Below are 13,265 nucleotides of genomic sequence, written 5' to 3'. Positions count from 1 at the left end.
CAGATGGACGGCGCGATCCTGGTTGTTGCTGCGACTGACGGCCCAATGCCTCAGACTCGTGAGCACATCCTGCTGGGTCGTCAGGTAGGCGTTCCTTTCATCATCGTGTTCCTGAACAAATGCGACATGGTTGATGACGAAGAGCTGCTGGAACTGGTAGAGATGGAAGTTCGTGAACTGCTGTCTCAGTACGATTTCCCGGGCGACGACACTCCAATCGTTCGTGGTTCCGCGCTGAAAGCGCTGGAAGGCGACGCTGAGTGGGAAGCGAAAATCATCGAACTGGCTGGCTTCCTGGATTCTTACATCCCAGAACCAGAGCGTGCGATTGACAAGCCATTCCTGCTGCCAATCGAAGACGTATTCTCCATCTCCGGTCGTGGTACCGTTGTTACCGGTCGTGTAGAGCGCGGTATCATCAAAGTTGGTGAAGAAGTTGAAATCGTTGGTATCAAAGAGACTGCGAAGTCTACCTGTACTGGCGTTGAAATGTTCCGCAAACTGCTGGACGAAGGCCGTGCTGGTGAGAACGTTGGTGTTCTGCTGCGTGGTATCAAACGTGAAGAAATCGAACGTGGTCAGGTTCTGGCGAAGCCAGGCTCAATCAAGCCACACACCAAGTTCGAATCTGAAGTGTACATCCTGTCCAAAGACGAAGGCGGCCGTCATACTCCGTTCTTCAAAGGCTACCGTCCACAGTTCTACTTCCGTACAACTGACGTGACCGGTACCATCGAACTGCCAGAAGGCGTAGAGATGGTAATGCCAGGCGACAACATCAAGATGGTTGTGACTCTGATCCACCCAATCGCGATGGACGACGGTCTGCGTTTCGCAATCCGTGAAGGCGGCCGTACCGTTGGCGCGGGCGTTGTTGCTAAAGTTCTCGGCTAATCGCTGATAACATTTGACGCAATGCGCAATAAAAGGGCATCATTTGATGCCCTTTTTGCACGCTTTCATATCAGAACCTGGCTCATCAGTGATTAATTTTGTCATAATCATTGCTGAGACAGGCTCTGCGGAGAGCGTATAATACGAAAAGCGAATAGCATTTCGATTGGTTTGCCTCGCACTCGCGGGGTGAAAATGTTTGTAGAATACTTCTGACAGGTTGGTTTATGAGTGCGAATACCGAAGCTCAAGGGAGCGGGCGCGGCCTGGAAGCGATGAAATGGGTAGTTGTAGCCGTGCTGCTGATTGTGGCGATTGTCGGCAACTATCTTTATCGTGACATGATGCTGCCGCTACGCGCGCTTGCAGTGGTAATTCTGATTGCTGCGGCGGGTGGTGTCGCGCTGTTGACGACAAAAGGCAAAGCGACCGTTGCGTTTGCCCGCGAAGCGCGTACCGAAGTCCGCAAGGTCATTTGGCCGACTCGCCAGGAAACATTGCACACCACGCTGATCGTAGCGGCGGTTACCGCTGTAATGTCACTGATCCTGTGGGGACTGGATGGTATTCTGGTTCGCCTGGTATCCTTTATCACTGGCCTGAGGTTCTGAGATGTCTGAAGCCCCTAAAAAGCGCTGGTACGTCGTTCAGGCGTTTTCCGGTTTTGAAGGCCGCGTAGCAACGTCGCTGCGTGAGCATATCAAATTACACAACATGGAAGAGTTGTTTGGCGAAGTTATGGTTCCGACCGAAGAAGTGGTTGAGATCCGTGGCGGCCAGCGTCGCAAAAGCGAGCGCAAATTCTTCCCGGGTTACGTGCTGGTTCAGATGGTTATGAACGACGCGAGCTGGCACCTGGTGCGCAGCGTGCCGCGTGTGATGGGCTTTATCGGCGGCACGTCTGACCGTCCGGCGCCAATCAGCGACAAAGAAGTTGATGCGATTATGAACCGCCTGCAGCAGGTGGGTGATAAGCCGCGTCCGAAAACGCTGTTTGAACCGGGTGAAATGGTTCGTGTTAATGACGGTCCGTTTGCTGACTTTAATGGCGTGGTTGAAGAAGTGGACTATGAGAAGTCCCGCCTGAAAGTTTCTGTTTCTATCTTCGGTCGTGCGACCCCGGTAGAGCTGGACTTTGCCCAGGTAGAAAAAGCCTAAGCAGCGATCAAAAAAGCGACGATTTAATCGTTGCACAAGGCGCGGGATTGGAATACAATTTCGCGCCTTTTGTTTTTATGGGTCCCGGCCCGTAAAACGAATTTTATTCACGGGGAGCCTCCCTGAGGCGCTATTACCCAATCAGAGGATTTTAGAATGGCTAAGAAAGTACAAGCCTACGTCAAGCTGCAGGTTGCAGCTGGTATGGCGAACCCAAGTCCACCAGTTGGTCCAGCTCTGGGTCAGCAGGGTGTGAACATCATGGAATTCTGTAAAGCGTTCAACGCAAAAACTGAATCCCTGGAAAAAGGTCTGCCAATCCCAGTCGTAATCACTGTTTACGCTGACCGTTCTTTCACTTTCGTTACCAAAACCCCTCCAGCAGCAGTTCTGCTGAAGAAAGCGGCTGGTATCAAGTCTGGTTCCGGTAAACCGAACAAAGACAAAGTGGGTAAAATTTCCCGCGCTCAGCTGCAGGAAATCGCGCAGACCAAAGCTGCCGACATGACTGGTGCCGACATTGAAGCGATGACTCGCTCCATCGAAGGTACTGCACGTTCCATGGGCCTGGTAGTGGAGGACTAAGAAATGGCTAAACTGACCAAGCGCATGTCCGTGATCCGTGACAAAGTTGATGCGACCAAACAGTACGACATCAACGAAGCTATTGCTCTGCTGAAAGAACTGGCGACTGCTAAGTTCGTTGAAAGCGTTGACGTTGCCGTTAACCTGGGCATCGATGCTCGTAAATCCGATCAGAACGTTCGTGGCGCAACTGTACTGCCACACGGTACTGGCCGTTCCGTTCGCGTAGCTGTATTTGCTCAGGGTGCAAACGCTGAAGCTGCTAAAGCTGCCGGCGCTGAACTGGTAGGTATGGAAGATCTGGCTGATCAGATCAAGAAAGGCGAAATGAACTTTGACGTTGTTATTGCTTCTCCAGATGCAATGCGCGTTGTTGGCCAGCTGGGCCAGGTTCTGGGTCCACGCGGCCTGATGCCAAACCCGAAAGTGGGTACTGTAACCCCTAACGTTGCTGAAGCGGTTAAGAACGCTAAAGCAGGTCAGGTTCGTTACCGTAACGACAAAAACGGCATCATCCACACCACCATCGGTAAAGTGGACTTTGACGCTGACAAACTGAAAGAAAACCTGGAAGCTCTGCTGGTTGCGCTGAAAAAAGCTAAACCAACTCAGGCGAAAGGCGTGTACATCAAGAAAGTTAGCATCTCCACCACCATGGGTGCAGGTGTTGCAGTTGACCAGGCTGGCCTGAGCGCTGCTGCAAACTAATGCCTTTACGTGGGCGGTGATTTTGTCTACAATCTTACCCCCACGTTTGCTAACGAAAGTTAGCGGCTAAAAGATTTGTTCGTTGGAGCCTGGCCTATCCAGGCCTCCGTCGAAGACCGCAGGTGTTTCGCAAGAAACTTAATCCCCTGCGTAGACGGTGACAGAACGCTAAGATTATTTTTAATACTCTGGCTTGTTTCTGCTCACCGTATTAAGACGCTCTTCCCGTTGGGTTGAGTGAAGTGAGTTCCGGAACATGAGTTCCGGCAAACATCCAGGAGCAAAGCTAATGGCTTTAAATCTTCAAGACAAACAAGCGATTGTTGCTGAAGTCAGCGAAGTAGCCAAAGGCGCGCTGTCTGCAGTAGTTGCGGATTCCCGTGGCGTTACTGTAGACAAAATGACTGAACTGCGTAAAGCAGGTCGTGAAGCTGGCGTATACATGCGTGTTGTTCGTAACACCCTGCTGCGTCGCGTAGTTGAAGGTACTCAGTTCGAGTGCCTGAAAGACACGTTTGTTGGTCCGACCCTGATTGCATACTCTATGGAACACCCGGGCGCTGCTGCTCGTCTGTTCAAAGAGTTCGCGAAAGCGAATGCAAAATTTGAGGTCAAAGCTGCAGCCTTTGAAGGTGAGTTGATCCCGGCATCGCAAATCGATCGCCTGGCAACCCTGCCGACCTACGAAGAAGCAATTGCACGCCTGATGGCAACCATGAAAGAAGCTGCGGCTGGCAAACTGGTTCGCACTCTGGCTGCTGTACGCGATGCGAAAGAAGCTGCTTAATCGCAGTTATCTTTATAAAGCATTTGCTTACGTATAAACTTATTCTGATTTTCAGGAACAATTTAAATGTCTATCACTAAAGATCAAATCATTGAAGCAGTTGCAGCTATGTCCGTAATGGACGTTGTAGAGCTGGTATCTGCAATGGAAGAAAAATTCGGTGTTTCTGCTGCTGCTGCTGTAGCTGTAGCTGCTGGCCCGGCTGAAGCTGCTGAAGAAAAAACTGAATTCGACGTAATTCTGAAAGCTGCTGGCGCGAACAAAGTTGCTGTTATCAAAGCAGTACGTGGCGCAACTGGCCTGGGTCTGAAAGAAGCTAAAGACCTGGTAGAATCTGCTCCAGCTGCGCTGAAAGAAGGCGTGAGCAAAGACGACGCAGAAGCACTGAAAAAATCTCTGGAAGAAGCTGGCGCTGAAGTTGAAGTTAAATAAGCCAACTTTTCTGGTTGCAGCCTAAGCAATTAGGCTGATGGCTGGTGACTTTTTAGTCACCAGCCTTTTTGCGCTGTAAGGCATCAGTAGCATTTCACACTGTTTGACTGCTGATTGTCCTGACAATGCTTGTTTCTATCGACGACTTAATATACTGCGACAGGGTGCTCGCTCTGTGTAAATCGCAATGAAATGGTTTAAGCGTGATAGCAACAGGTATTGCGGAAAGTATTCAATTTTCCGGTCCACAAAATGGTGTTGCACAAACTGTCCCTTCGTCGGACAGATGGGTCGACTTGTCAGCGAGCTGAGGAACCCTATGGTTTACTCCTATACCGAGAAAAAACGTATTCGTAAGGATTTTGGTAAACGTCCACAAGTTCTGGACATTCCATATCTCCTTTCTATCCAGCTTGACTCGTTCCAGAAGTTTATCGAGCAAGATCCTGAAGGGCAGTACGGTCTGGAAGCAGCCTTCCGTTCCGTGTTCCCGATTCAGAGCTACAGCGGTAACTCCGAGCTGCAGTACGTCAGCTACCGCCTTGGCGAACCGGTGTTTGACGTTCAGGAATGTCAGATCCGTGGCGTGACCTATTCCGCACCGCTGCGCGTAAAACTGCGTCTGGTGATCTACGAGCGCGAAGCGCCGGAAGGCACCGTAAAAGACATTAAAGAACAAGAAGTCTACATGGGTGAGATTCCACTCATGACGGACAACGGTACTTTCGTTATCAACGGTACTGAGCGTGTTATCGTTTCCCAGCTGCATCGTAGCCCGGGCGTCTTCTTCGACAGCGATAAAGGTAAAACACACTCTTCCGGTAAAGTACTGTATAACGCACGCATCATTCCTTACCGTGGTTCATGGCTGGACTTCGAATTCGATCCAAAAGACAACCTGTTTGTCCGTATCGACCGTCGTCGTAAACTGCCTGCAACCATCATTCTGCGTGCACTGAACTATACCACTGAGCAGATCCTGGACCTGTTCTTTGAGAAAGTGATCTTTGAAATCCGCGACAACAAGTTGCAGATGGAATTGGTGCCGGAACGTCTGCGTGGTGAGACCGCGTCGTTCGACATCGAAGCCGACGGCAAAGTGTATGTGGAAAAAGGTCGCCGTATCACCGCGCGCCACATCCGCCAGCTGGAAAAAGATGATATCAAACACATCGAAGTTCCGGTTGAATACATTGCAGGAAAAGTAGCCGCGAAAGATTACGTTGATGAATCAACTGGCGAGCTGATCTGCCCAGCGAACATGGAGCTGAGCCTGGATCTGCTGGCTAAGCTGAGCCAGTCTGGCCACAAACGTATCGAAACGCTGTTCACCAACGATCTGGACCACGGTCCGTACATCTCTGAGACTGTACGCGTCGACCCAACCAACGATCGTCTGAGCGCGCTGGTCGAAATCTACCGCATGATGCGTCCTGGTGAGCCACCAACTCGCGAAGCGGCTGAAAGCCTGTTCGAGAACCTGTTCTTCTCCGAAGACCGCTACGATCTGTCCGCGGTAGGTCGTATGAAGTTCAACCGTTCTCTGCTGCGTGACGAGATCGAAGGTTCCGGTATCCTGAGCAAAGACGACATCATCGAAGTGATGAAGAAGCTCATCGATATCCGTAACGGTAAAGGCGAAGTGGACGATATCGACCACCTCGGCAACCGTCGTATCCGTTCCGTAGGCGAAATGGCGGAAAACCAGTTCCGCGTAGGCCTGGTACGTGTAGAGCGTGCGGTGAAAGAGCGTCTGTCTCTGGGCGATCTGGATACCCTGATGCCTCAGGATATGATCAACGCCAAGCCGATTTCTGCAGCAGTGAAAGAGTTCTTTGGTTCCAGCCAGCTGTCTCAGTTCATGGACCAGAACAACCCGCTGTCTGAGATCACGCACAAACGTCGTATCTCTGCACTCGGCCCAGGCGGTCTGACCCGTGAACGTGCAGGCTTTGAAGTTCGAGACGTACACCCGACTCACTACGGTCGCGTATGTCCAATCGAAACGCCTGAAGGTCCAAACATCGGTCTGATCAACTCCCTGTCCGTGTACGCACAGACGAACGAATACGGTTTCCTTGAGACCCCGTATCGTAAAGTGACCGACGGTGTGGTTACCGACGAAATTCATTACCTGTCTGCTATCGAAGAAGGCAACTACGTTATCGCTCAGGCGAACTCCAACCTGGATGACGAAGGCCACTTTGTAGAAGATCTGGTTACCTGCCGTAGCAAAGGCGAATCCAGCTTGTTCAGCCGCGACCAGGTTGACTACATGGACGTATCCACCCAGCAGGTGGTATCCGTCGGTGCGTCCCTGATCCCGTTCCTGGAACACGATGACGCCAACCGTGCATTGATGGGTGCGAACATGCAACGTCAGGCCGTTCCAACTCTGCGTGCTGATAAGCCGCTGGTTGGTACCGGTATGGAACGTGCTGTTGCCGTTGACTCTGGTGTTACTGCAGTTGCTAAGCGTGGCGGTACCGTTCAGTACGTCGACGCATCCCGTATCGTTATCAAAGTTAACGAAGACGAGATGTATCCGGGCGAAGCGGGTATCGACATCTACAACCTGACCAAATACACCCGTTCTAACCAGAACACCTGTATCAACCAGATGCCTTGCGTATCTCTGGGTGAGCCAGTTGAGCGCGGCGACGTGCTGGCAGACGGTCCGTCCACCGACCTCGGTGAACTGGCGCTCGGTCAGAACATGCGCGTAGCGTTCATGCCGTGGAACGGTTACAACTTCGAAGACTCCATCCTCGTCTCCGAGCGTGTGGTTCAGGAAGATCGTTTCACCACCATCCACATTCAGGAACTGGCCTGTGTGTCCCGTGACACCAAGCTGGGGCCAGAAGAGATCACTGCCGACATCCCTAACGTGGGTGAAGCTGCGCTCTCCAAGCTGGATGAATCCGGTATTGTTTACATCGGTGCGGAAGTGACCGGCGGCGATATTCTGGTAGGTAAGGTGACGCCGAAAGGTGAAACCCAGCTGACCCCAGAAGAGAAACTGCTGCGTGCTATCTTCGGTGAGAAAGCGTCTGACGTTAAAGACTCTTCTCTGCGCGTACCAAACGGTGTTTCCGGTACGGTTATCGACGTTCAGGTCTTCACTCGTGATGGCGTTGAGAAAGATAAGCGTGCGCTGGAAATCGAAGAGATGCAGCTCAAACAGGCTAAGAAAGACCTGTCTGAAGAACTGCAGATCCTCGAAGCAGGTCTGTTCAGCCGTATCTATGCGGTGCTGGTTGCCGGTGGCGTTGAAGCTGAGAAGCTCGACAAACTGCCACGCGATCGCTGGCTGGAACTCGGCCTGACCGACGAAGAGAAACAAAATCAGCTGGAACAGCTGGCTGAGCAGTATGACGAACTGAAACACGAGTTCGAGAAAAAACTCGAAGCGAAACGCCGCAAAATCACTCAGGGCGACGATCTGGCACCAGGCGTGCTGAAGATTGTTAAGGTGTATCTGGCTGTTAAACGTCAGATCCAGCCTGGTGATAAGATGGCAGGTCGTCACGGTAACAAGGGTGTTATCTCTAAGATCAACCCGATCGAAGATATGCCGCACGATGCTAACGGTACGCCGGTAGATATCGTACTGAACCCACTGGGCGTACCGTCTCGTATGAACATTGGTCAGATCCTGGAAACCCACCTGGGTATGGCTGCGAAAGGTATCGGCGACAAGATCAACGCCATGCTGAAACAGCAGCAGGAAGTCGCGAAACTGCGCGAATTCATCCAGCGTGCCTACGATCTGGGTACCGACGTGCGTCAGAAAGTCGACCTGAACACCTTCAGCGATGAAGAAGTGCTGCGTCTGGCAGAGAACCTGCGCAAAGGTATGCCAATTGCAACGCCGGTATTCGACGGTGCAAAAGAAGCTGAAATTAAAGAGCTGCTGCAACTGGGTGGTCTGCCAACGTCTGGTCAGATTACGCTGTTTGACGGCCGTACCGGTGAACAGTTTGAGCGTCCAGTAACCGTAGGTTACATGTACATGCTGAAACTGAACCACCTGGTCGACGACAAGATGCACGCTCGTTCTACCGGTTCTTACAGCCTGGTTACTCAGCAGCCGCTGGGTGGTAAGGCACAGTTCGGTGGTCAGCGCTTCGGGGAGATGGAAGTGTGGGCGCTGGAAGCATACGGCGCGGCATACACCCTGCAGGAAATGCTCACCGTTAAGTCTGATGACGTGAACGGTCGTACCAAGATGTATAAAAACATCGTGGACGGCAACCATCAGATGGAACCAGGCATGCCAGAATCCTTCAACGTACTGTTGAAAGAGATTCGTTCGCTGGGTATCAACATCGAACTGGAAGACGAGTAATTCTCGCTCAAACAGGTCACTGGTGCCGGGTTAACCCCCGGCACCGGATTGTGCTAACTCCGACGGGAGCAAATCCGTGAAAGATTTATTAAAGTTTCTGAAAGCGCAGACTAAAACCGAAGAGTTTGATGCGATCAAAATTGCTCTGGCTTCGCCAGACATGATCCGTTCATGGTCTTTCGGTGAAGTTAAAAAGCCGGAAACCATCAACTACCGTACGTTCAAACCTGAGCGTGACGGCCTTTTCTGTGCGCGTATTTTCGGGCCAGTAAAAGACTACGAGTGCCTGTGCGGTAAGTACAAGCGCCTGAAACACCGCGGTGTGATCTGTGAGAAGTGCGGCGTTGAAGTGACCCAGACTAAAGTACGCCGTGAGCGTATGGGCCACATCGAGCTGGCGTCTCCGACGGCTCACATCTGGTTCCTGAAATCTCTGCCGTCCCGTATCGGTCTGCTGCTGGATATGCCGCTGCGCGATATCGAACGTGTTCTGTACTTCGAATCTTATGTAGTTATCGAAGGCGGGATGACGAACCTGGAACGTCACCAGATCCTGACTGAAGAGCAGTATCTGGACGCGCTGGAAGAGTTCGGTGACGAATTCGACGCGAAGATGGGTGCGGAAGCTATTCAGGCCCTGCTGAAGAGCATGGATCTGGAGCAGGAGTGCGAGCAGCTGCGTGAAGAGCTGAACGAAACCAACTCCGAAACCAAGCGTAAAAAGCTGACCAAGCGTATCAAACTGCTGGAAGCGTTCGTTCAGTCTGGTAACAAACCAGAGTGGATGATCCTGACCGTTCTGCCGGTTCTGCCGCCAGATCTGCGTCCGCTGGTTCCGCTGGATGGTGGTCGTTTCGCAACGTCCGATCTGAACGATCTGTATCGTCGCGTTATCAACCGTAACAACCGTCTGAAACGTCTGCTGGATCTGGCTGCGCCGGACATCATCGTACGCAACGAAAAACGTATGCTGCAGGAAGCGGTAGATGCCCTGCTGGATAACGGTCGTCGCGGTCGTGCGATCACCGGTTCTAACAAGCGTCCTCTGAAATCTTTGGCCGACATGATCAAAGGTAAGCAGGGTCGTTTCCGTCAGAACCTGCTCGGTAAGCGTGTTGACTACTCCGGTCGTTCTGTAATCACCGTAGGTCCATACCTGCGTCTGCATCAGTGCGGTCTGCCGAAGAAAATGGCACTGGAGCTGTTCAAACCGTTCATCTACGGCAAGCTGGAGCTGCGTGGCCTGGCCACCACCATCAAAGCCGCTAAGAAAATGGTTGAGCGTGAAGAAGCTGTCGTTTGGGATATCCTGGACGAAGTTATCCGCGAACACCCGGTACTGCTGAACCGTGCACCAACCCTGCACCGTCTGGGTATCCAGGCATTTGAGCCAGTCCTGATCGAAGGTAAAGCTATCCAGCTGCACCCGCTGGTTTGTGCGGCCTATAACGCCGACTTCGATGGTGACCAGATGGCTGTTCACGTACCGCTGACGCTGGAAGCCCAGCTTGAAGCGCGTGCGCTGATGATGTCTACCAACAACATCCTGTCTCCAGCGAACGGTGAACCAATTATCGTTCCTTCTCAGGACGTTGTATTGGGTCTGTACTACATGACCCGTGACTGTGTTAACGCCAAAGGCGAAGGCATGGTGCTGACTGGCCCGAAAGAAGCTGAGCGTATTTATCGCGCTGGCCTGGCCTCTCTGCATGCGCGCGTTAAAGTGCGTATCACCGAATACGAAAAAGATGCAAACGGCGAATTCGTTGCGAAGACCAGCCTGAAAGACACGACCATTGGCCGTGCCATTCTGTGGATGATCGTACCGAAAGGTCTGCCTTTCTCCATCGTCAACCAGGCGCTGGGCAAGAAAGCGATCTCCAAAATGCTGAACACCTGTTACCGCATTCTGGGTCTGAAGCCGACCGTTATCTTCGCTGACCAGACAATGTATACCGGCTTTGCTTATGCAGCGCGTTCAGGTGCATCTGTTGGTATCGATGACATGGTCATCCCAGAGAAGAAACACGAGATCATCTCTGAAGCGGAAGCTGAAGTTGCTGAGATCCAGGAGCAGTTCCAGTCTGGTCTGGTAACCGCGGGCGAACGCTACAACAAAGTTATCGATATCTGGGCAGCGGCGAACGATCGTGTATCCAAAGCGATGATGGATAACCTGCAAACCGAAACCGTGATTAACCGTGACGGCGTCGAAGAGCAGCAGGTTTCCTTCAACAGCATCTACATGATGGCCGACTCCGGTGCGCGTGGTTCTGCAGCACAGATTCGTCAGCTGGCAGGTATGCGTGGTCTGATGGCGAAGCCAGATGGCTCCATCATCGAAACGCCAATCACCGCGAACTTCCGTGAAGGTCTGAACGTACTCCAGTACTTCATCTCCACGCACGGTGCGCGTAAAGGTCTGGCGGATACCGCACTGAAGACAGCGAACTCCGGTTATCTGACGCGTCGTCTGGTTGACGTTGCGCAGGATCTGGTTGTGACCGAAGACGATTGTGGCACCCTCGAAGGTATCACCATGACCCCGGTTATCGAGGGTGGTGATGTTAAAGAGCCGCTGCGCGATCGCGTACTGGGTCGTGTGACCGCGGAAGACATTCTGAAGCCGGGCACCGCAGACATTCTGGTTCCACGCAATACGCTGCTGCACGAACAGTGGTGTGACCTGCTGGAAGCGAACTCTGTTGACTCTGTGAAAGTGCGTTCCGTTGTATCCTGTGACACCGACTTTGGTGTGTGTGCGCACTGCTACGGTCGTGACCTGGCGCGTGGCCACATCATCAACAAAGGTGAAGCCATCGGCGTTATCGCGGCACAGTCCATCGGTGAGCCGGGTACACAGCTGACGATGCGTACGTTCCACATCGGTGGTGCGGCATCTCGTGCGGCTGCTGAATCCAGCATTCAGGTGAAAAACAAAGGTAGCATCAAGCTCAGCAACGCGAAGTCTGTTGTTAACTCCGCAGGCAAGCTGGTTGTGACCTCTCGTAACACCGAGCTGAAGCTGATCGACGAATTCGGTCGTACCAAAGAGAGCTATAAAGTGCCTTACGGTGCGGTTATGGCGAAAGGTGATGGCGAGCAGGTTGCCGGCGGTGAAACCGTTGCAAACTGGGATCCACACACCATGCCGGTTATCACCGAAGTAAGTGGTTTCATCCGCTTTACTGACATGATCGACGGCCAGACCATTACTCGTCAGACCGACGAGCTGACCGGTCTGTCTTCTCTGGTGGTTCTGGATTCTGCTGAACGTACTACCGGCGGTAAAGATCTGCGTCCTGCACTGAAAATCGTTGATGCTCAGGGTAACGACGTTCTGATCCCGGGTACCGATATGCCTGCGCAGTACTTCCTGCCGGGTAAAGCGATTGTACAGCTGGAAGATGGCGTACAGATCAGCTCTGGTGACACCCTGGCGCGTATTCCTCAGGAATCCGGCGGTACCAAGGACATCACCGGTGGTCTGCCACGCGTTGCGGACCTGTTCGAAGCTCGTCGTCCGAAAGAGCCTGCAATCCTGGCTGAAATCAGCGGGATCATCTCCTTCGGTAAAGAGACTAAAGGTAAGCGCCGTCTGGTTATCACACCAGTAGATGGCAGCGAGCCGTACGAAGAGATGATTCCTAAGTGGCGTCAGCTCAACGTGTTCGAAGGCGAACGTGTAGAACGTGGTGACGTGGTTTCCGACGGTCCAGAAGCGCCGCACGACATCCTGCGTCTGCGTGGTGTGCATGCTGTTACTCGTTACATTGTTAACGAAGTACAGGACGTATACCGCCTGCAGGGCGTTAAGATTAACGATAAGCACATCGAAGTTATCGTTCGTCAGATGCTGCGTAAAGCAACCATCGAAAACGCGGGCAGCTCCGACTTCCTGGAAGGCGAGCAGGTTGAATACTCACGCGTTAAGATCGCTAACCGCGATCTGGAAGCGAACGGCAAAATCGGTGCGACCTTCGCACGCGATCTGCTGGGTATCACCAAAGCGTCTCTGGCAACCGAGTCCTTCATCTCCGCAGCATCGTTCCAGGAAACGACTCGTGTCCTGACCGAAGCCGCTGTTGCAGGTAAACGTGATGAACTGCGCGGTCTGAAAGAGAACGTCATCGTGGGTCGTCTGATCCCTGCCGGTACCGGTTATGCGTACCATCAGGATCGTATGCGTCGTCGCGCAGCGGGCGAACTGCCAGCTGCACCGCAGGTTACTGCTGAAGATGCATCCGCGAGCCTGGCAGAACTGCTGAACGCAGGTCTGGGCGGTTCCGACAACGAGTAATCGTTGATGCCGTAAATAAAAAACCCGCCTCGGCGGGTTTTTTTATATCTGCA

Annotated in this window: 9 protein-coding genes; all 9 read left to right on the top strand. The window is 52.6% G+C overall.

Annotation, left to right across the window (positions count from 1 at the left end; genetic code table 11):
- A partial coding sequence (gene tuf / locus IM265_RS21315; protein ID WP_193056018.1) for an elongation factor Tu occupies positions 1 to 894 on the top strand: 894 nt, incomplete at its 5' end.
- Between the two features lie 227 nt (positions 895 to 1,121).
- A complete protein-coding gene (secE, locus tag IM265_RS21310) occupies positions 1,122 to 1,505 on the top strand; it encodes a preprotein translocase subunit SecE (protein ID WP_003862342.1) in 384 nt (127 codons plus the stop codon).
- Between the two features lies 1 nt (position 1,506).
- A complete protein-coding gene (gene nusG / locus IM265_RS21305; protein ID WP_003862341.1) occupies positions 1,507 to 2,052 on the top strand; it encodes a transcription termination/antitermination protein NusG in 546 nt (181 codons plus the stop codon).
- A gap of 156 nt (positions 2,053 to 2,208) precedes the next feature.
- Positions 2,209 to 2,637, top strand: a complete 429-nt coding sequence (rplK, locus tag IM265_RS21300) for a 50S ribosomal protein L11 (protein ID WP_008503452.1) — start codon at positions 2,209 to 2,211, stop codon at positions 2,635 to 2,637.
- Between the two features lie 3 nt (positions 2,638 to 2,640).
- Entirely contained in the window at positions 2,641 to 3,345 is a 705-nt protein-coding gene (gene rplA / locus IM265_RS21295; RefSeq protein WP_006810530.1) for a 50S ribosomal protein L1, read from the top strand.
- A gap of 289 nt (positions 3,346 to 3,634) precedes the next feature.
- Entirely contained in the window at positions 3,635 to 4,132 is a 498-nt protein-coding gene (gene rplJ / locus IM265_RS21290) for a 50S ribosomal protein L10 (protein WP_003862338.1), read from the top strand.
- Between the two features lie 66 nt (positions 4,133 to 4,198).
- On the top strand, positions 4,199 to 4,564 hold the full coding sequence (rplL, locus tag IM265_RS21285; protein ID WP_002445276.1) for a 50S ribosomal protein L7/L12: 366 nt from the start codon (positions 4,199 to 4,201) through the stop codon (positions 4,562 to 4,564).
- 319 nt (positions 4,565 to 4,883) lie between these two features.
- Complete coding sequence (gene rpoB / locus IM265_RS21280; protein WP_015569976.1) at positions 4,884 to 8,912, top strand: DNA-directed RNA polymerase subunit beta; 4,029 nt, start codon at positions 4,884 to 4,886, stop codon at positions 8,910 to 8,912.
- A gap of 76 nt (positions 8,913 to 8,988) precedes the next feature.
- The gene (gene rpoC, locus IM265_RS21275) at positions 8,989 to 13,212 is read left to right on the top strand and encodes a DNA-directed RNA polymerase subunit beta' (protein ID WP_028015097.1); all 4,224 of its coding nucleotides are present in this window, start codon (positions 8,989 to 8,991) and stop codon (positions 13,210 to 13,212) included.
- Positions 13,213 to 13,265 lie beyond the last annotated feature (53 nt).

Origin of the sequence: Enterobacter cloacae complex sp. P17RS, assembly GCF_014895885.1 — a bacterium.
In the GTDB taxonomy this organism is placed as follows: Bacteria; Pseudomonadota; Gammaproteobacteria; order Enterobacterales; family Enterobacteriaceae; genus Enterobacter; species Enterobacter bugandensis.
Note: the sequence above shows the minus strand (reverse complement) of the source record. Positions and strands in the feature narration are given on the sequence as shown.

Bases quoted from the DNA above. Each gene is read 5' to 3' on its own strand.
- rplJ (WP_003862338.1), top strand. From the start codon at position 3,635: ATGGCTTTAAATCTTCAAGACAAACAAGCGATTGTTGCTGAAGTCAGC.
- rplL (WP_002445276.1), top strand. From the start codon at position 4,199: ATGTCTATCACTAAAGATCAAATCATTGAAGCAGTTGCAGCTATGTCC.
- rpoB (WP_015569976.1), top strand. From the start codon at position 4,884: ATGGTTTACTCCTATACCGAGAAAAAACGTATTCGTAAGGATTTTGGT.
- rplA (WP_006810530.1), top strand. From the start codon at position 2,641: ATGGCTAAACTGACCAAGCGCATGTCCGTGATCCGTGACAAAGTTGAT.
- rplK (WP_008503452.1), top strand. From the start codon at position 2,209: ATGGCTAAGAAAGTACAAGCCTACGTCAAGCTGCAGGTTGCAGCTGGT.
- secE (WP_003862342.1), top strand. From the start codon at position 1,122: ATGAGTGCGAATACCGAAGCTCAAGGGAGCGGGCGCGGCCTGGAAGCG.
- nusG (WP_003862341.1), top strand. From the start codon at position 1,507: ATGTCTGAAGCCCCTAAAAAGCGCTGGTACGTCGTTCAGGCGTTTTCC.